This is a genomic window from Devosia sp. (assembly GCF_035944845.1).
Taxonomy (GTDB): domain Bacteria; phylum Pseudomonadota; class Alphaproteobacteria; order Rhizobiales; family Devosiaceae; genus Devosia_A.
Window position 1 is genome coordinate 74,907 of the sequence record NZ_DASZAW010000067.1, and the last position, 17,114, is coordinate 92,020.

Below are 17,114 nucleotides of genomic sequence, written 5' to 3' on the forward strand. Positions count from 1 at the left end.
CTCTGCCCGTGGATCGCCGATCCGGATGCCCGATCAATCTGTCGGTCGAAGTGCTCGGCGATCGCTGGAGCCTAGTGGTTCTGCGCGACATCATGTTCGGCAACTTCCGCACCTACGGCGAGTTGCACGCCAACTCGCTCGAGGGCATCGCCACCAACATCCTCGCCAACCGGTTGAAGCGGCTGATGGAGGAGGGGCTGGTGACGGCGTCGGCCGACCCCGGCCACAAGCAGCGCACCATCTACAGCCTGACCGAGATGGCCATCGCGCTGGTGCCGGTGATGGTGCAGCTGGGCGCCTGGGGTGCGCAGTTCCTGCCCGCCAGTCCGGAACTTTCGGCCCGCGCCATCGCGCTGGCCGAGGGCGGGCCTCACATGGCCGACGACTTCATGGCCGAACTCCGCCACCTGCACCTCGGCGCCCCCAGGCCGGGGCGCTCGGTGCTGGCGGAGCTCGACGCCGCCTATCAGGCAGCGGCTCAGAAGCCGTAGTTCACCCCGAGTTTGACGATGTGCAGATCCTGCTGTGCGTCGAGGCTGCCACTGGAATAGTCGAGCTCTGAGGCCAGCGAGACGAAATCGTATTCGATCCCGGCCGTGACATTTTCGCTGAACGCGAACTCGGTGCCCAGCCCGATGGTCCAGCCGGTGGCGACGGCGTCGGCGGACTCGGGTGGCGGCGCCGGCAGCGGCGCCGGGGGAGTAAGCGTTGAACGCACCCCGCCGGCAGCAAGCCCGCCCTTGGCATAGAGCAGCAGCGTATCGGCGGCATAACCGAGGCGGCCGGTGACGGTGCCGAGCCAGTCGATGTCGTAGCTGTAGTCGAGGCTGTTGGGCCCGACGGTGGTCGAGTCGTCGCCGCCGATCCAGGTTTTCGCCAGGTCAGCCTCGGCGCCGAACACCAGCATCCCCGCCTGGGCGTTGAAACCGGCCCGCACCCCGGCCAGCCAGCCGCCGGCAGCGAGGTCGAGCGGATCGGCAAGGCCGCCCGGTTCGGTCAGCCTGACGTCGCTGTTGCCGGCGCCAAGGAACAGGCCGGCATAGGCGCCGGACCAATCGTAATCCGCCGCCGCGGCAATCGCCTCGGGGTCGTCGACGATCAGGTCGGCCGCCGCAGCCGATCCGCTTCCGATGCCGAAAGCGGCAAGTAGAATGAGCGCAGAAATTCGCATGGTGTGGCCCCCCATCAGTTCGCGCCGGGCCAAACTACGGGTTACTGCGTGATGTGGGCGTCATCCGTTGGGGGTGCGCAATCGCACACGTGGAGGGGCCCACCGGTGCCGCAGTCGGCTTTGGCGGCGGGACGCTTCCTAAGCCCCGGTAACCCTCCAGATCACGTCGCCGACGTCGTCGGCCATCAGCACCGCGCCATCGGCGGCGATCACCACGCCAACCGGGCGGCCATAGGAGTCCTTCTCGTCGGGCGACAGGAAGCCGCCGAGGATCTCGCGCGGCGTGCCGGTCGGCTTGCCATTCGCGAACGGCACGAAGGCGAGCTTGTAGCCCGACAGCGTCGAGCGGTTCCATGAGCCGTGCTGGCCGATGGCCATGCCGTCGCCGAAGCCGGGCAGCGTCCCCTCGGGCAGCCAGCAGAGGCCGAGCGAGGCGGTGTGGCCGCCGAGCGCGAAGTCGGGCGCGATGGCGGTGGCCACCTTGGCCGGATCCTGCGGCACGCGATCGTCGACGATCTTGCCCCAGTACGAGTACGGCCAGCCGTAAAAGCCGCCATCCTTGACCGAGGTCAGGTAATCGGGCGGTGTCTCGTCGCCGATGCCGTCGCGCTCGTTGACCACGGTGTAGAGCTCGCCGGTCGTCGGCTCGAACGCCAGGCCCACCGGGTTGCGGAGGCCACCCGCGAAGATGCGGCTTTGGCCGGTCGCGAGGTCGAGCTCGAAGATGCAGGCGCGCCCCTCTTCCACGGCCATGCCGGAATCACCGATATTGGATTGCGAGCCGACGCCGACATAGAGCTTGGTCTGGTCCTTGCTGGCGAGCAGGCTCCGGGTCCAGTGCCCACCCGGCTTGGTCGCCATCAGCTTCTTGCCGGCCGCGGTGATCTTCGTCTCGCCCACCTTGAACGGGTAGGCATAGACGCCGTCCGTATTGCCGACATAGAGCGTCTCCCCGATCAGCTGCATGCCGAACGGCTGGTTGAGGTTCTCGAGCAGCGTGTGCTGCTGTTCGGCCACGCCGTCGCCATCGGCATCGCGCAGCAGCGTGATGCGGTTGGGGCTTTCCCCCACCGCCGCGGCGCGCCGCATGGTGGTGAAGATGGCATAGTCGAACGGCGTCTTGATCGCCCCACCCGGGGTGCTCAATGCCTCGGCCACCAGCACGTCGCCATTGGGCAGCACATGCATCCAGCGCGGGTGCTTCAGGCCGCGGGCGAAGGCGTTGACTTTGAGCCCGGCAGCCGCAGTTGGCTTGTGGTCGCCCGACCAGCCGCGCGCCGTCGGCATCTTCAGCGTCGGGATGGCCTGTGGCCGCGCCGCCGGGATATCGGGCGTGCTGCCGTAGAGCGGGCTGCGCTTCGGCTCGTTGAAGCTGCGCGCCAGGATCGCCCCGGCGCCGACCCAGGCAACCACGCGGGCATAGAAATCGGCAAAGCTCATGCTGTCCCTCTGGAATTTGCGGAGTGCCCGCCCGGGCGCGCACCATACCAGCCGCATACTTGCCTCGGACGCGGAACGCAACGGCGGAGTGCCGTTCAACTTGCGACGGACCTGTTGGACTGCGGGCGGTTCTGGGCTACTCGATCGTGCGAGCAAGGGCGGGGCGAGTGGCGATGGACGACAGGTCGGGGCGAAAGCCTGTCTGAGTTTACGCGGATGGCGTCTGCGATCTCTTTCACGTCGGTCATATCAGGTTCTTCGAGAAGGCCCGGGCGCTCGGCGACCGGCTGGTGGTCGGGCTGCATTCCGACGATGCGGTGGCCACCTACAAGCCACGTCCGATCCTCGGCTTTGCCGATCGGCTCGAAGTGGTGCGCGCTTGCCGGCTGGTGGATCGCGTCATCGAAACGCCGGTGCCGCTGCATGTGACGATCGCGGATCTGGACAGCTACGGCGCCGATTTCGCCTGCCATGCCGACGACATGAGCACCGAGCAGATGGACTACTGGTACGGCGAGCTCGTCGCCAGCGGCCGCATCAAGGTGGTGCACTACACCCAGGGCATCTCATCGCGCGATATCATCGCCCGGGTGGTCGAGCGGCTGCGGGCCGGAACGCTGCGGATCAAGCTTTAGCCAGCCGCTTCAGGAAGCGGCGGCGCTGCCGGTAGAACCAGTAGAGGTCGCGCCAGTGCAGCGACAGTTCGGCATTCGGCGGCGATAGAAACCAGCTCCAGACGGTGACCGGCTGCCGCCAGCCCGGCCCGTAGCAATGCACCAGGTAGGCCTCGGTCTGAGCCGGCACCGGCAGCTCCAGTCCGCCATATTGCCGGCGCACGATCTCGACCGGCGGATGCGTCGAGCGCAGTACCGAATACGTGCCGGCCCGCGACAGATCGGTCCACCACCCGCCGGCCTGCCGAACGAAGAACAGATCAATGAGGATCGCCCCGAGCTCGAACTTCTGCTTGATGACGCCCTCGGCATCCCGCTCTTCGTTGTTGGCGACAAAACCGCGGGCCAGCATCGCCGCGCTGATGCGCGCGGGGTCGGCGCCGCCGCTGACGGCGAGGTCGATATCATCGTCATTGGGCAGCAGCCGGCCCTCGCGGACCAGCCCCAGCAGCGTGCCATAGGTGACCCAGGGACGCGCCTCCGCTTCCTCCAGCGCCGCGACCGCGAGCCCCAAGGCATGGAGCGCCTCGTCCTGCACGTCTCCCAAGGGACGCCGTGGCGCCCACGGCGTGTCGATGGTCCGGACGATCGGTGGCGGGCCGAAGCGGAGGCGCATGGCGCTCTATTCGATCCCGGCGGCCTTGAGGTCGGCCCAGAGATTATCCTCGGGCACATAGCCGATCCACTCGCGTGCTTCCTCGAGGTCCCACGCCATGCCGGTATTGTTCGACATGCCGGAAACCACGATGTGCGGCGCCGGCCATTTGCTGGCGTCGGCGCGCAAAGCCGCCACCATCAGCCGGTTGTGGTCGCCGTTCGACAGCCACATGTTGCGGTACCACAGCGCGTTGCGTTTGATCACCGCCTCGTCGGTTTCGCCGCGGTCGCCGCCGCCGCTGCCGGCGATGGTGCGCGCCAGGTTCTCGCCGCGCTGGCACCAGCCGATACGGGTCGAAACGGCGGTGATCCGGCCATTGGTGGCGGCGGCCCGGGCGGCGCAGACGCGCTCGCCCAGCGCCTTGGTGGCGCCATAGGCGGAGCCCCACTTGTAGCCGTCGTCATAGTAGCGGGTGCCGCTGATATGCGGCGTCGACATCCTAAGCTTGCCGTCGGCCGGCAGCGGCGCATCCTTGTAGCCACCCATGGCGTGGTTGGACGAGGCGAAGATGAAGCGGCAAGGCTTGGTGCCGCCGCCTGCCTGCTCGAGCAGGTTCGCCGTCATGTCGAACGAAGCGGCCGATTCGGCCCAGCTCGAGTTCGGCGCCGGGTTGGCCGAGGCGTAGTGGACGATACCGTCGGCGGCCTGTGCTTCCTTGCGCCAGCGTTCGTCATAGGGGTCGGCGAGGTCGGCCACCACCACCCGGGTCTTCTTGCCCGCCGTGAACGGGGCCATATCGATGGCGACGATCTCCTCCACCCAATCGGCCGTTTCCAGGTGCTCCCTGAGCTTGCTGCCCAGGTTTCCGGCGCCCCCGGTAATCACTACCCGCATAGTTGTTCTCCTCAGGCGGGGGCTGCCCCCGCTCTCTCGATGTCGCGTATAACACCCCCCGCGTCAGTCGCTACAGTGGAGTGTGCATCATGCAGATCGGTATTGTCGGGTTAGGCCGCATGGGGGGCAATATCGCCAAACGGCTGATGCGGGCCGGACACGATGTCGCCGTCTACGACATCGACGCCAACGCCCGTGCCGCGCTGGGTAGCGAAGGCGCCCGGCCGGCCGAAACACTCGAAGCGCTGGTCGCTTCGCTGACCGAAAGCCCGCGCGCCATCTGGGTGATGCTGCCGGCCGGCAAGATCACCGAGGGCACCATCGCCCATCTGAGCTCGTGTGTTGACCCGGGCGATATCCTGATCGATGGGGGCAATTCCTACTACAAGGACGATATCCGCCGCGCCGCCGAGTTGCAGAAGACCGGCATCCGCTATGTCGATGTCGGCACCTCCGGCGGCGTCTGGGGTCTCGAGCGCGGCTACTGCCTGATGATCGGCGGCGAAAAGGCCGCGGTCGATCATCTCGATCCGATCTTTGCAGCGCTCGCCCCCGGCAAAGGGGAAATCGAGGAAACGCCAAATCGCGGCAGCCTCGATCCGCGGGCCGAGCAGGGCTACATCCATGCCGGGCCGGCCGGCGCCGGGCACTTCGTCAAGATGGTCCATAACGGCATCGAGTACGGCATGATGCAGGCCTATGCCGAGGGCTTCAACATCCTCGAAAGCAAGAACGCCGAGGTGCTGCCGCCGGGCGAACGCTTCGAGCTGAACGTCGCCGACATTGCCGAAGTGTGGCGCCGCGGCTCGGTCGTGACCTCCTGGCTGCTCGACCTCTCGGCCATCGCGCTGGCCAAGGACCCCAAGCTCGAAGCCTTCTCCGGCCACGTCGCCGATTCCGGCGAAGGCCGCTGGACGGTAGAAGCAGCAATTGAGGAAGCGGTGCCGGCCGAGGTCCTGACCGCCGCCCTGTTCACCCGCTTCCGCTCCCGCCAGGAGCACAACTTCGCCGAGAAGATGTTGTCGGCCATGCGGCTCGGGTTTGGTGGGCATAAGGAACAGAACTAGGGCACTCTGCCGGGAAGGCGCACAGCCTTCTCCACCCACTCGGTGTCATCCCAGCGACAGCTGGGATCCAACTCGCAGCCCGTGCCAGCTGATGTCAGGCGAGGGCAGAGCCCTCGCCGCGGGTCCCAGCTTTCCCTGGGATGACAGCCGGTGGGGAGGCGAGAGGGCGGACCGTCTGTGAAATGCTCTAGCTGCGAGCCTCAGCGCAACCGCTGAAAACACGCCCTAAGGCGTCCCATCCGCCATCGCGGTGCAAAGCTGCGCCACGGCCCGAAGCTGCGTGTTCTGCTCAAGCGTCGGGTCGGTCGCCGCTACCGCTTCCCACAGGTTCCCGATCTCCACCTGCTCGACCGCACAGCCGCAATAGCGATCGCAGCGCTTGAGGTCTGACCCCGTGCCGAGGCAGGCAGTGGTGCAGCTCTTGACAAAATCCTGGCTGAGGCTCGTCACCGGCGGCGCCAGCACCGGCGCCGAGAGCTGCGTCAGCCCCCACAGCACGCCGATGATCAGCGGCTGGTGCAGCACGTAGATCGGCAGGCTCCAGCGCCCCATCCACGCCAGCCCGCGCGCCAGCGGCTCATTGCTGTGAAAATGCCCGAGATCCTCGCCGAGCGGTGACGCGAGGATCAGCCGCATCGCCGCGATGCCGAGCAGCACCACGCCAAGCCACGGGAAAATCGGCACCACGTCGCTGGTCGGCGGAGAGGTCGGCCAGAAGCCGATCCAGCCGAGCTCGCGGCTCGAAAAGACGGGATCGTTGTAGAGCAGGTTCGCCGCGATGATGGCGACGCCGATGGCCGCTATCAGCAATGCCGGCAGACGGAGGAAGGCGAGCCCCATGAGCGAGAACAGCGCAATGGCATGCAGCACGCCGAAGAACACGAAATAGTCGGGGAACATCCAGTAGGTGCCGGCCGTCACCAGCAGCGCACAACCGACCAGAATGCCGAAGCGGCGCCAGAACTTGTTCCAGCGGATCGCCTTGCCATGCGCCAGCACCAGCCCGGCGCCGACCAGCAGCAAAAAGCTCGAGAGGATCGACTTCTGGAACAGCACCCAGCCGAACACCGTGGTGACGTCGACATCGGAGTAGCCGAAATAATAGAGGTCCCAGGCGATGTGGAAGATGACCATGGCGATGATCGCCACGCCACGCAGCAGATCGAGCAGCTGGTAGCGGGGGCGCTGCCCGCTGCTCACGTCACGACTCACCTGATGCAACTCCTGCTCGCCTGCCGCGACCATAGTGGAACGCCGACCGGCGGCTCAAGCGCTGCAAGTCGGATGCGGGTTCGGCACCCGGTCGAGCGCGGCCCTGGCCGGATCGGCCGTGGCCGGATCGGCCGTGGCCGGCGCGGCGCCTCCCTACGCGTCGCCTGCAACTGAGCTCCAGCAAAATCGTCTACGTCGCCGCCTTCGCATCCCGGCAAAGCTCGGCTACCATCGGTGCGATGTATTTGGGTGGGTGCAAGGCGAGTTGATGGAGCAGATCCTCGTGGCGGCGGCGACGCTGCCGGTGAGCGTGTTGGGGCCGCGCGCGGTGCTGGTGAACGAGGGAGCTCGGACCGGCAAGCTCTACATCCTCAAATCCGGTGATCTCGAAGTGGTGCGCGACGGCAGCACGGTGGCCGCTATCGGTGATCCCGGTTCGGTGATCGGCGATATGTCGGCGCTGCTCGACCTGCCGCATTCGGCCACTGTCAGGACCCGCAACGGCGCCGAAGTGCATGTGGCCGACGACGCCGATGCCTTCCTCGATGCCCATCCGGCCGCGGCAAGGCACATCGCGAGGCTCCTCGCGGCGCGGCTGCACAAGACCACGGCGCTGCTGGTCGATATGCGCCGGCAGGCCAAGGTCCGCGAGGACCAGGTGATGTTCGACAAGATTTTCGCACTGCTCGAATAGCGGGAGTTGCTCTGGTGGCTGAAGAGACGGAAAGCTGGCTGAAGTTCGATTTCTTCCCTGCCGGCTCGGAGCTGATCGTGCAGGGCCGGCAGGCCGGCGGCAGCATCATGGTGCTGAAGGAAGGGGAGGTCGAAGTGCTGCGCGATGGCAAGTTCGTCTCCACCATCAAGCAGCCTGGCGCGATTTTCGGCGAGATGAGCGTGCTGCTGGAACGCCCGCACTCGGCGACGGTCCGCGCAGTGACCGACGTGCAGCTCTATGTCATCAACGATGCGCTCAAAGTGCTGGAGGCGCATCCGTCCTGGCTGTTGCAGATCGCCCGTCTGCTGGCGCAACGCGTCAATGCCACCACGGCGCAACTGGTGGCGCTGAAGAGCCGCGAGGCCGCAGACGACGATGTCCTCGTGCTGCCGACCAACGTGTTCTCCTCCTGGGGGGACCCGCAGATATGACCGGCAAGCCCAAACTCGCCATAACCTGTCGGATGGGCCCGCAGATATGACCGATAAACCCAAGCTCGCCATCACCTACTGCACGCAATGCAACTGGCTGCTGCGCGCTGCCTGGATGGGGCAGGAGGTGCTCTCCACCTTCGGCCTCGAGATGGGCGAGGTGAGCCTCGTGCCCGGCACCGGCGGCATCTTCGAGATCCATCTCGATGGCGTGCTGATCTGGGAGCGCAAACGCGACGGCGGCTTCCCCGACGCCAAGCAGATCAAGCAGCTGGTGCGCGACCGCATCGATCCCGGTCGTGATCTCGGCCATATCGACCACCCGCACGGCCCGGCCGCCAGGCACGGCCACTCCTGACGCCGGTCTTGGTCCGACGTCTCCCTCCCCTCGGGGCGACCCCATGCCGTCCCCTTGCGGAGAGGGGACAGGGGTGGGGGGCAGCCCGCCCCGGCTCCAGTTCGAGGCACCCCACGCGATGAGCCTTCGCAACATTTGCCGGCTTCAGCCGTTGCGTGAGCCCGGCGCGGTCCCCACATCACGCCCGTCCGCAACCCGAACCCCTGGACCCATCGCATGATCAAGCGCCTCGCCTCCCTCGGCTTCGCCCTCGTCCTCACCGGCGCGCTTGCCGCGTGCGGCAACAATAACGGCACCGATGTGGGCCGCGTCGGGGTCGACTGGACCGGCAACGACATCAATGTCGAGGCGGTCGCCGATCCCGAGGTTAAGGGCGTGGTCTGCCACGTCGCCTATTTCAACCGCTCGCTGATCGACCGGCTGCAGCAGGGCAACTGGTTCGAGGATCCGTCCTATTCGGCGGTGGATTGCGCCGCGGCCGGCCCGATCACCATCGGCAACATCAATACCAACAAGGGCGGCGAAGAAATCTTCAAGCAGTCGCGCTCGCTGATCTGGAAGAGCCTGCGCGTCTCGCGCATCTACGATGCCGAGAACAACTCGCTGGTCTATCTCGCCCACTCGCGCGAGCTGCAGCAGGGTTCGGGCAAGATGTCGCTCTCGGTGGTGCCGCTCACCGGCCTCGAGGTCACCTGGAGCAACGGCGCCCCCAAGGGCTCGCCCGCAGCGGCCGCAGCTCCCGCCGGCACGGCCGCGGGTGGCATCTGACGCTCTGGGCTTAGCCACTGCAGCTTTCTCGAACTCGGTGTCATCCCTCACGAAAGCAGGGACCCAACTCGCCACAGCTCAAGCGGAGAGATGGGTCCAGGCTTTCGCCGGGACCACACGCGGCGAGTGGGAGTGGCTGTGCCAATGCACACGACGGCCGAAAAGCCGCGCTCCCTCAGATCCGCATCGTTCAAACTCGATTCAAGCCCGACCGAACCCGGCAACGTCGGCGCAAGTTCTGCGCGCGCACGCTACCCCGATGCCCGTCAGCGGGCTTCGGGAGGCACGATCATGTTCAGCTGGCTGCCGCTATTTCAGCAGGGTTCGGCGACCATTATCGCTTCGCTGGTCTTCATCATCGTGGTGTTTCTCATCGCCCGGATCGCGCGGCTCAGCCAGCCGCTGGCTCTGGCCGTGGCGCTGGTCCCGCCAATGGCAATCGCCGTGGCCCTGGAACGCGGCTTCGCCAGCGGGCTCATCTGACCCCTGCAGTTTCACCGAAACCGTGGCCCTGCCGAACCTCGTGCCGCGCGGCTGAAACCCACCTATCACACTGATTTTGCTGCCAGCCCGGCGCTCGGGGAAGCGGTTGTTGTCGCTTGACGGCAAAACACAAAAAGATTTCATGCGGCGCAGTCGCAATCGGCTGGGCCGCGTTCGATAGTTGCGCGCGGCCGGAGCGTGATCAGGAAAGGTTCTGGGACCTTTCCGGTTCGATCTCGCGACAAAAACAGGACGTAGAGCTGGAGGGCGACGACCGCAATCCTGCTCTGTGCGCCGGAAACGGCAACGATCCGCATCAAGGAGTTCATCATGGCAATTCTCATCGGCGATACCGCCCCCGATTTCGAGGCGGAGACCACCGAAGGTCGCATCCGCTTTCACGATTACATCGACGGCGGCTGGGCCGTGCTGTTCTCGCACCCGAAGAATTTCACCCCGGTCTGCACCACCGAGCTCGGCTATACCGCCAAGCTCAAGCCCGAGTTCGACAAGCGCGGCGTCAAGGTGCTGGGCCTCAGTGTCGACAAGCTCGAGAACCATGCCGGCTGGGCCGCCGATATCGCCGAGACGCAGGGCGCGACGCTCAACTTCCCGCTGATCTCCGATGTCGATGGCGAAGTCGCACGCAAATACGACATGATCCATCCGAACGCCGACAACTCGCTGACCGTGCGGTCGGTCTTCGTCGTCGGGCCGGACAAGAAGGTGAAGCTCAAGATCGAGTATCCGGCCTCCACCGGCCGCAACTTCGACGAGATCATCCGGGTCATCGACAGCCTGCAGCTGACCGCCAAGCACCAGGTGGCGACGCCCGTGAACTGGAAGTCGGGCGAGGACGTGATCATCGTTCCCGCCGTCTCCGACGAAGCGGCGCGCGAAAAATACCCCGAAGGCTGGAAGACGCTGAAGCCGTACCTGCGCATCGTGCCGCAGCCGCGCGCCTGATCAGTTTTGTAGCGTCAGAGATGTCGAACGGGCGGTCCGCGAGGGCCGCCCGTTTCAGTTTGGTCGACGGAGTGTCCCACTCACTCGATGTCATCCCAGCGAAAGCTGGGACCCAACTCTCCCCGTGGTGCGGGCTGTGAAATGGGTCCCAGTTTTCGCTGGGATGACATCCGGTGGGGAGGCGAGATGGTGGGCAGGCAATCAGCTCGCTTGTCTCTAAACTGTGCCACAAACTCGGTGTCGTCCCGGCGAAGGCCGGGAACCATCCTGAGATGCATCGGCTCGTGCTCGCAACCGCACCACCTTAGGATGGCCCCCGGCCTGCGCCGGAGTGACACCGTGGGTGAGGCGACACCTCAATCAGAACCCGTCCGCCCTCAGGCGTTGCCGCGCAGCGCCCGGTTGATGGCGCCCAGCAGCATGACGATCCGCCCCAGCCCCATCAGCGCCAGCCCGCCGACGAACGGCAGCACCGCCCACTGCATCAGCCGCGCCACGTCGACGAATGTGGCAATCAGGTCCGAGCCGGGCGTATCGAGCGACGTATTGATCATCTGGATCAGGCCGGGCGCCCCATAGCCCGCAACGACGATTGTCGCCAGCACCGCAATCAGCCCGACGACATAAAGCAATCCCGCAACCATCCTCGCCCCCTCATGGCTTGTGGTGGGGTAGTTAAGAAGGCCCGGACGACTTCGTCAACGGCCAGTCAAAGCCCGAGTTCGGCCTTGAGTTTGCGGGTCAGCTTGTCGGCGATCAGCCGGTGCGACTCGCGGATATAGCCCTCGGCGAGCGCCGCCTCGAGCGCTCCGGGCGAAACCCGCACCCATTGCCGCTTGGCGAAATAGGCCGCCTGTTCGATCCCTTCGAGCCCGGTCAGCCCGTCGAAGGCAATCTCGCCCACCTTGAACACGAGGTCGCCGGAGGCATCCCCAAGCAGGCAGAACACCTTGCCGCCGACCTTGGCGACCAGCGCTTCCCACTGCTCGTGCAGCGTCACGCCGGCGAGCGTCGAGACGAATTCGGTGAAGTCGTCGCGGTCGTGCAGGCCCAAGCGCAGCGCTCCTGCTAGATCTGGTCGTGCCGGACGAACAGCCGGGTCTTGCGCGAGCGGCCGGCCCAGGCGAGCAGCACGCCGGGCACCGCCAGCACCGCCCAGCCCGGCATGGCGAAGATCGCCTCGGAGATCGGCTCGAGCACAATGCCGAAAAAGCGCCCGGCCAGGAACTCGCGCACCGTGGCGAGGCTCTCGGCATTGAGCCAGGTCCAGTTTTCGGCGAACGACGTAAACAGCAACTGGTTGGCGCCGAGCGAGCGCGTGCCGTCGATGATCAGCAGGATCAGCGCCACGCCGAGAAGCCAGGTGCCCAAAAGCCTGAGAAAAAGCCGCATCGAGGTCCGTCGCGTCCGGGATGCGCCGTGCGGGTTCCCAATGCCCACCGACTGCTGCGCACCCTTTTGCCACGTGGTCCGCGGCCGGGACAAGACAACTTTGCCCGCGCCTCGGTGCAATCCCCGTCATCGGCGCGTTATGTGCCTTGCGGTCACCACGTCGATGAGTATATTGCGCCCGCTCCGGCCGGCTCAGGCCGCCGGGCACGCAGACCCCGGGCCCGCCCGGCCCGCTGCATGCGGAGAGATGGCCGAGTGGTCGAAGGCGCACGCCTGGAAAGTGTGTAGGCGGGGAACCGTCTCAAGGGTTCGAATCCCTTTCTCTCCGCCAAGCAGTCTGCTGCTTCGGACTAGTTTCCCAGCCACAACGAGTCAGCTGGCAATATCAATTCCTTAGCCCACGTTTTCTCATCGGCGACCGTCTCACCAGAGCGCGATTCTGGGCGCAAAAGCGCGTGCAACAGCCCGGATTCTGAATCGAGCAGTTTCGTGGTTCGGTTGCACGAAGGACTGCTTCGCGCCAGAAGCGGTCACTCACACTGCCAATCTGAGGTTGCGCCGCAGGTTTCGGCGGCTGCCAGAGCGGAACGCGAAAACACTACTTCAATTACGAGTACGCAGGCGGGGCATGCCGTAGAAATTGGGCGAGGCGGGTGCTGGAGGACTCTCGTCGGAAGGCGTGCTCTGCCAAGCTCAATAACGTCGCCTGGCGTTTTTCCTGAGCGACGTCGATACCAATGTCTTCGAGATGCTCAGCGGACGGCGTCTCGTCGATACGGAGGTACCGTTCCCCCAAATCGTGACGCATCATAAAGTCTACCATCTGCTGTTGAACGCCGAACGCTATGTCGACCAACCGTGGACGCCTGATCACCCACTTCCATGCGCCCCATTTGCTCCCCTTCGACGAGGGCACCCCAAAGCCCGGAGCCGTAGTCCCGATACTGAGCACGCTCACATCGTCGATGGATTGATTGCAGAAGTGCACGGCTTCATGGACCGCGCAGACGTCGGGGGCGTTGGCTGCCAAGCCGCCGTCTGCGTAGAGACTGCTTCCGACCTTTGCGAGAGGAAAGTATAGAGGCGCTGCCGACGTTGCCAAAGCCACTTCCATGGCATTGCGACGGCCATCCTCCGTCAGGCGACCATCGTGCTGCGTCTTGAACATCTGGAGCCGCCCAGCGGTGACGTTGACGGCCGGAACGAGAAGTCTGGTGCGGCAGTCAGCAATCGTTGCAGTACTCCCAATTACCTCGTCAATCGTGCTGCGGAGCGCAACGCCGTCATACTGAGGCAGAAAAATCCCCTTGATCGTGGCCAAACCTTTGCCGATCACCGGCATCTTCGTTGGGAACACCGAGGTACCATTTCTCTGAAATATGTCGCGGATTTCCGCCGCCGGTTTCCCTAGGGCAAGCCCAATCGCCATGATGCCGCCAATGGACGTGCCGGCGATCATGTCGAAGCACTGCGCTAACGGTTTGCCTGCACGATCCTCTAGCCGAGCAAGAATCTCCGCCGTGAACAAGCCGCGGTAACCGCCGCCGCTGAGGCTGAGAATCTGGAATGCCATGGGAATCTCCGGGTAATTGTCGTGTTCTATATATGTTCCTACGTGGTGATGCGCTATGTTTGCGCAACCGAGTCTTGTGGCGCTGGCCCAGACTTGCCCCCGTTGAGGTAGCGCCATGGCCAATGTTGCTAAGCTTCTCTACTCCACCGTTGAGGAGTGCTTCCTCGACAACCTCGAACCCGATGCCTCGCCGCTGAAGGCGGCGCGGACAAAAATCCGCGATCATCTGCGGACCGAGTTCGCATTTCTAAGCAAGGAGATCTTCGGTAGGATCATTGCCCCGAAGTTTTTCACCCAGGGCAGTTGCGCCTACAAGACGCTGAACGAGCCGGCATGGCCGCCTGAGCAGCAGAAGGACATGGACGACGGTTGCTACTTGCCGCTCTCGTTCGTCCGCGGCGCTCGCCCGTCCCAGGCCGCCGCGCTGTTCTTCGAGTTTGTGGATAACGCCCTTAGGGATCTCGCTCGACGCGAAGGCTGGACCCACGTCGGCGACAAAGACACCTGCGTCCGCCTCGAGATCGGCGTGGACTCTCATGTCGACGTGCCGCTCTACGCTATCCCGGACGCAGAGTTCGCCCGTCTGCGTGACACGGTGATCGCTGCGCAGATGGAGGTCAACGAGCGAGCCAGGCCCGACACATGGGAGGCGCTGCCGTCCGACGCGGTACTGCTCGCCCATCGCCAGGAGGACTGGATCGAGTCGGACCCGCGCAAGATCCACGGCTGGTTCCTCGACGCCGTTGAACTCTACTCCGAGCGCCTGCGTCGTGACTGCCGTTACATGAAGGCCTGGCGCGACCACCATGCGCTCGACCGCTACAAGGTTTCCTCGATCCTGCTAATGGCATGCGTCTTTTACGCCTACGAGGCTATCCGCGGCCCGTTCTTACCGGACCGCGAAGACGAGCGCTTCCTCCAGGTCGTTGAACGCATTCCCAGGATGCTTAGTGGCAAGGTCGAGAACCCGAGTGAACGCGATGAGGATCTCAACCGCATCCCCGTAAAGCACCGCGAAACCGTTGCCAGGGCCGTGGAAAAACTGGCGAGCGAGATGCGACAGATCGTCAAGCACTGCACCGATGAGCGGGAAGCCGTTGACGCCATGATCGCCGTACTGGGCAAGCGGGTGCCTGATCGTACGGATTTAGTCAGCGTAACGGCCTCGGCGGTCGCCGCTGTTTCTGCGACGCCCAAGCGGCAGGTGGAAGCTCCCATGGTTGGGCGGTCCAGCAGTGGCTGACGACACCTCGAAGGCACGGCTGCAATTGCACGATGCCCTGGTGGGGCGAGCTTTCGAAAGAAGAGCCTGGAGGCCGGGCAACAACCGCTACGAGGGTGAGTTCTCTATCGGCGAAGGCAGCGTGCCGATCTTCGTCATCGTCAATGACCTCGAGTTCGTCAACTATCCGGTGATCGGCATCACGGCTGACTGGCAGTCGAACGGCCGGCTCCTGCCTCACGTGCTCGGGCCCGGCGGTATCATTTGCTACTACGCAGCCGGAGCGGTTGTGCTCGACCGGTACAATGCGGGCGGCACCATCCTGCAATGCCTCACGCAGGCCGAACGTGTTCTTCGCGATGCGCTGGCCGGGCGCCTCGACGCCGACTTCGCCGGCGAGTTCCGGACCTACTGGGGCGGCACCTGGCAGCTCAGCGACCTCCCGCTTCGCTATAGCGGTGAAGGGACATTCCACACCGTCAGGCTCCGCGACGACGAAGAGACCATGCCGGTGCTGTCGACCGGCAAATCGTGGCTCCTGGACCGTCCCGGCAGCCGCCCTTCTCCAAGGGGCGGCGAGCCAGTCCACATCGTAACAATCGACGAGCCGTTGACACTGAACCCCTTTGGCCCCTGGCCGCCGCAAGATCTGGCGGCAGTGACTGACTGGCTCAGATGGTTCGATCCTCGCCTGGTCGACGAGCTCGACGCCGTGTTGAGACTGGGACCCTTGTCGGTAAGTACGCTGGCGATCCGGGCGCCGAATGGCGTCTTCAGCTTCAGGGTCTCTGTGCCGGCTCGAATGAGAACCACGGAGCTGCTGGCCAACCGACGGAAGTCGTTGCCCAAGCTGCTCCATGCCATCGCCAAGGAGGTGAAGGTGGAGCGCTCCACAACCGTCGCCGCGGACCTCGACTACATCTACAGCAGGAACCTCGGCTCGATGAAAGGGCTGGTGGGCAAACGCATCCTGCAGATCGGCTGCGGCACCATCGGCGGCTTCCTGGCTCAACAGCTGGCGCAGTCAGGTGCTGGCGTCGGCGGCGGCCGCCTCAAGCTCGTAGATGAGGACATACTGCAACCCAGCAACCTCGGCCGACATCTTCTCGGCGTGCCGCACCTTGGTCAGAACAAGGCCGCCGCCTGCGCGGACTTCCTGAATACGCTGCTACCTGGCGCGGAGATCGAAGGGGTGGAAGCGGACGCGCTAGCGTTGACGGACCTCGATCGCTTTGACCTGGTGATCGACGCAACCGGCGAGGAGGTGCTTTCCCTGGCGCTCAACCAGCGCGCGATCTCGCGCCGGCCGAATGGGCCGGATCACCTATTCGTTTGGCTGCTAGGCAACGGCGCTATCGCTCAGGCCATCTTGGTGGGAGACCCCAATAAGGCGTGCTTCAAATGCCTCAAGCCCGAACTCGCGGGGCAACCGCGATTCCGCGCGCTGCGGCCGGATGTCGATGTCGAGATCGGCAGGATCCACGCCTGCGGTGATGCCGACTTCGTGCCTTTCCCGGTTTCACGCCCGGTGTCGGCGGCCGCTATGGCATGCGACATGGTGCTCGACTGGGCGAATGGTGTGCGTGGCGACCGCTTCCGAAACATCACCTTTGATGCTGGAAAGGCGTTCGAGATCGCCAACGCCAGTCCAGGTCGAACGGCAAGATGCCCAGCATGCGGAACGAGCCATTAGTTCTCAGCATCGGCACTGACAGCTATCTGGTTGTCCGTCCCAACGCGCTTGAGACGATCGAAGCCAACGTCGGCGGCCGATCCGACTTCACCGAGGCTGGCGGCATCCTGATCGGATCCTATCGGGGCAACCACATCGAGATCGTCGATTGCACGTTTCCGAAGCCGCAGGACGTCCGGCGCCGCACCTTGTTCGACCGGAAGGACAAGGGGCACCATCTAGCCGCGATGGCCGCCTGGCGCCGCAGCGGGAAGACTGAAACCTTCGTGGGCGAATGGCACACCCACCCGGAAGATCATCCTCATTACTCCGCACTCGATCGGCGCACGTGGGATAACCTAATGCGAAGGATACCCGAGCCGTTGGTTTTCTGCATTGCTGGCTGGAGAAGCACTTGGTGGGGCATAGGATATGGCAGATTGCTCGTCCCGCTGCGGCAATAGGCGATCGGCCAACC

Annotated in this window: 20 protein-coding genes, 1 tRNA gene and 1 pseudogene; 13 read left to right on the forward strand and 9 right to left on the reverse strand. The window is 64.9% G+C overall.

What is annotated here, in order from left to right:
• Window positions 1-2: 2 nt before the first annotated feature.
• A complete protein-coding gene (locus VGV07_RS12310) occupies window positions 3-491 on the forward strand; it encodes a helix-turn-helix domain-containing protein (RefSeq protein ID WP_326869030.1) in 489 nt (162 codons plus the stop codon).
• Here VGV07_RS12310 and VGV07_RS12315 read toward each other — a convergent pair.
• Together VGV07_RS12315 and VGV07_RS12320 are read right to left on the reverse strand one after the other, a co-directional pair.
• Window positions 479-1,171 carry an outer membrane protein gene (locus VGV07_RS12315; protein WP_326868993.1) on the reverse strand — a complete coding sequence of 231 codons (693 nt, stop codon included), beginning with the start codon at window positions 1,169-1,171 and terminating at the stop codon, window positions 479-481. The genes VGV07_RS12310 and VGV07_RS12315 overlap by 13 nt on opposite strands.
• Before the next feature lie 138 nt (window positions 1,172-1,309).
• Window positions 1,310-2,611, reverse strand: a complete 1,302-nt coding sequence (locus VGV07_RS12320) for a sorbosone dehydrogenase family protein (protein WP_326868994.1) — start codon at window positions 2,609-2,611, stop codon at window positions 1,310-1,312.
• Window positions 2,612-2,829: 218 nt separating this feature from the next.
• Between VGV07_RS12320 and VGV07_RS12325 the strand changes: the two are divergent.
• Window positions 2,830-3,246, forward strand: a pseudogene (locus VGV07_RS12325) (adenylyltransferase/cytidyltransferase family protein); the annotation flags it as partial.
• Here the strand turns inward: VGV07_RS12325 and VGV07_RS12330 are convergent.
• Both VGV07_RS12330 and VGV07_RS12335 read right to left on the reverse strand, forming a co-directional pair.
• The gene (locus VGV07_RS12330) at window positions 3,236-3,901 is read right to left on the reverse strand and encodes a LicD family protein (protein WP_326868995.1); all 666 of its coding nucleotides are present in this window, start codon (window positions 3,899-3,901) and stop codon (window positions 3,236-3,238) included. The pseudogene VGV07_RS12325 and the gene VGV07_RS12330 overlap by 11 nt on opposite strands.
• Window positions 3,902-3,907: 6 nt before the next feature.
• Window positions 3,908-4,777 (reverse strand): NAD(P)-dependent oxidoreductase, encoded by an 870-nt coding sequence (locus VGV07_RS12335; RefSeq protein ID WP_326868996.1) that lies wholly within the window; start codon window positions 4,775-4,777, stop codon window positions 3,908-3,910.
• Window positions 4,778-4,866: 89 nt separating this feature from the next.
• Between VGV07_RS12335 and gnd the strand changes: the two genes are divergently transcribed.
• A complete protein-coding gene (gene gnd, locus VGV07_RS12340; RefSeq protein WP_326868997.1) occupies window positions 4,867-5,844 on the forward strand; it encodes a phosphogluconate dehydrogenase (NAD(+)-dependent, decarboxylating) in 978 nt (325 codons plus the stop codon).
• Window positions 5,845-6,069: 225 nt separating this feature from the next.
• Here gnd and VGV07_RS12345 read toward each other — a convergent pair whose 3' ends face one another.
• Complete coding sequence (locus VGV07_RS12345; RefSeq protein ID WP_326868998.1) at window positions 6,070-7,056, reverse strand: heparan-alpha-glucosaminide N-acetyltransferase; 987 nt, start codon at window positions 7,054-7,056, stop codon at window positions 6,070-6,072.
• Between the two features lie 268 nt (window positions 7,057-7,324).
• Here VGV07_RS12345 and VGV07_RS12350 point away from each other — a divergent pair, with 268 nt between their 5' ends.
• The 6 genes from VGV07_RS12350 (at window position 7,325) to VGV07_RS12375 (ending at window position 10,777) form a co-directional block, all read left to right on the forward strand.
• Complete coding sequence (locus VGV07_RS12350; protein ID WP_326868999.1) at window positions 7,325-7,750, forward strand: cyclic nucleotide-binding domain-containing protein; 426 nt, start codon at window positions 7,325-7,327, stop codon at window positions 7,748-7,750.
• 14 nt (window positions 7,751-7,764) lie between these two features.
• Window positions 7,765-8,202: a cyclic nucleotide-binding domain-containing protein gene (locus tag VGV07_RS12355; protein ID WP_326869000.1), complete on the forward strand. Its 438-nt coding sequence runs from the start codon at window positions 7,765-7,767 to the stop codon at window positions 8,200-8,202.
• 46 nt (window positions 8,203-8,248) lie between these two features.
• Window positions 8,249-8,560, forward strand: coding sequence for a SelT/SelW/SelH family protein (locus VGV07_RS12360; protein WP_326869001.1), 312 nt, complete (start codon window positions 8,249-8,251; stop codon window positions 8,558-8,560).
• Between the two features lie 219 nt (window positions 8,561-8,779).
• Entirely contained in the window at window positions 8,780-9,328 is a 549-nt protein-coding gene (locus tag VGV07_RS12365; RefSeq protein ID WP_414649945.1) for a CreA family protein, read from the forward strand.
• A 144-nt stretch (window positions 9,329-9,472) separates the two neighbouring features.
• Window positions 9,473-9,811, forward strand: coding sequence for a hypothetical protein (locus tag VGV07_RS12370; protein ID WP_326869003.1), 339 nt, complete (start codon window positions 9,473-9,475; stop codon window positions 9,809-9,811).
• 330 nt (window positions 9,812-10,141) lie between these two features.
• Window positions 10,142-10,777: a peroxiredoxin gene (locus VGV07_RS12375; RefSeq protein ID WP_326869004.1), complete on the forward strand. Its 636-nt coding sequence runs from the start codon at window positions 10,142-10,144 to the stop codon at window positions 10,775-10,777.
• 377 nt (window positions 10,778-11,154) lie between these two features.
• Here the strand turns inward: VGV07_RS12375 and VGV07_RS12380 are convergent, their stop codons facing one another.
• From VGV07_RS12380 to VGV07_RS12390, 3 genes are all read right to left on the reverse strand, one after another.
• Complete coding sequence (locus VGV07_RS12380) at window positions 11,155-11,421, reverse strand: hypothetical protein (protein ID WP_326869005.1); 267 nt, start codon at window positions 11,419-11,421, stop codon at window positions 11,155-11,157.
• A 65-nt stretch (window positions 11,422-11,486) separates the two neighbouring features.
• Window positions 11,487-11,831 (reverse strand): MmcQ/YjbR family DNA-binding protein, encoded by a 345-nt coding sequence (locus tag VGV07_RS12385; RefSeq protein ID WP_326869006.1) that lies wholly within the window; start codon window positions 11,829-11,831, stop codon window positions 11,487-11,489.
• A gap of 14 nt (window positions 11,832-11,845) precedes the next feature.
• The gene (locus VGV07_RS12390; RefSeq protein WP_326869007.1) at window positions 11,846-12,169 is read right to left on the reverse strand and encodes a hypothetical protein; all 324 of its coding nucleotides are present in this window, start codon (window positions 12,167-12,169) and stop codon (window positions 11,846-11,848) included.
• A 241-nt stretch (window positions 12,170-12,410) separates the two neighbouring features.
• On the opposite strand from VGV07_RS12390, the gene VGV07_RS12395 reads away from it, so the two are divergent.
• Window positions 12,411-12,500: transfer RNA gene (locus tag VGV07_RS12395), tRNA-Ser, on the forward strand.
• A gap of 276 nt (window positions 12,501-12,776) precedes the next feature.
• Here the strand turns inward: VGV07_RS12395 and VGV07_RS12400 are convergent.
• The gene (locus VGV07_RS12400) at window positions 12,777-13,742 is read right to left on the reverse strand and encodes a CBASS cGAMP-activated phospholipase (RefSeq protein WP_326869008.1); all 966 of its coding nucleotides are present in this window, start codon (window positions 13,740-13,742) and stop codon (window positions 12,777-12,779) included.
• Between the two features lie 115 nt (window positions 13,743-13,857).
• Here VGV07_RS12400 and VGV07_RS12405 point away from each other — a divergent pair, with 115 nt between their 5' ends.
• The 3 genes from VGV07_RS12405 to VGV07_RS12415 are packed head-to-tail and all read left to right on the forward strand — an operon-like array spanning window position 13,858 to window position 17,100.
• On the forward strand, window positions 13,858-14,985 hold the full coding sequence (locus VGV07_RS12405; protein WP_326869009.1) for a CBASS cGAMP synthase: 1,128 nt from the start codon (window positions 13,858-13,860) through the stop codon (window positions 14,983-14,985).
• Window positions 14,978-16,657, forward strand: coding sequence for a ThiF family adenylyltransferase (locus VGV07_RS12410; protein WP_326869010.1), 1,680 nt, complete (start codon window positions 14,978-14,980; stop codon window positions 16,655-16,657). The genes VGV07_RS12405 and VGV07_RS12410 overlap by 8 nt, the downstream gene beginning before the upstream one ends.
• Window positions 16,639-17,100 (forward strand): Mov34/MPN/PAD-1 family protein, encoded by a 462-nt coding sequence (locus VGV07_RS12415; protein ID WP_326869011.1) that lies wholly within the window; start codon window positions 16,639-16,641, stop codon window positions 17,098-17,100. The genes VGV07_RS12410 and VGV07_RS12415 overlap by 19 nt, the downstream gene beginning before the upstream one ends.
• Window positions 17,101-17,114: the final 14 nt, after the last annotated feature.

Coding starts and splice junctions, on each gene's coding strand:
- VGV07_RS12330 (WP_326868995.1), bottom strand. CDS start 3,901: ATGCGCCTCCGCTTCGGCCCGCCACCGATCGTCCGGACCATCGACACG.
- VGV07_RS12320 (WP_326868994.1), bottom strand. CDS start 2,611: ATGAGCTTTGCCGATTTCTATGCCCGCGTGGTTGCCTGGGTCGGCGCC.
- VGV07_RS12360 (WP_326869001.1), top strand. CDS start 8,249: ATGACCGATAAACCCAAGCTCGCCATCACCTACTGCACGCAATGCAAC.
- VGV07_RS12335 (WP_326868996.1), bottom strand. CDS start 4,777: ATGCGGGTAGTGATTACCGGGGGCGCCGGAAACCTGGGCAGCAAGCTC.
- VGV07_RS12315 (WP_326868993.1), bottom strand. CDS start 1,171: ATGCGAATTTCTGCGCTCATTCTACTTGCCGCTTTCGGCATCGGAAGC.
- VGV07_RS12405 (WP_326869009.1), top strand. CDS start 13,858: ATGGCCAATGTTGCTAAGCTTCTCTACTCCACCGTTGAGGAGTGCTTC.
- VGV07_RS12370 (WP_326869003.1), top strand. CDS start 9,473: ATGCACACGACGGCCGAAAAGCCGCGCTCCCTCAGATCCGCATCGTTC.
- VGV07_RS12375 (WP_326869004.1), top strand. CDS start 10,142: ATGGCAATTCTCATCGGCGATACCGCCCCCGATTTCGAGGCGGAGACC.
- VGV07_RS12350 (WP_326868999.1), top strand. CDS start 7,325: ATGGAGCAGATCCTCGTGGCGGCGGCGACGCTGCCGGTGAGCGTGTTG.
- VGV07_RS12390 (WP_326869007.1), bottom strand. CDS start 12,169: ATGCGGCTTTTTCTCAGGCTTTTGGGCACCTGGCTTCTCGGCGTGGCG.
- VGV07_RS12400 (WP_326869008.1), bottom strand. CDS start 13,742: ATGGCATTCCAGATTCTCAGCCTCAGCGGCGGCGGTTACCGCGGCTTG.
- gnd (WP_326868997.1), top strand. CDS start 4,867: ATGCAGATCGGTATTGTCGGGTTAGGCCGCATGGGGGGCAATATCGCC.
- VGV07_RS12380 (WP_326869005.1), bottom strand. CDS start 11,421: ATGGTTGCGGGATTGCTTTATGTCGTCGGGCTGATTGCGGTGCTGGCG.
- VGV07_RS12415 (WP_326869011.1), top strand. CDS start 16,639: ATGCGGAACGAGCCATTAGTTCTCAGCATCGGCACTGACAGCTATCTG.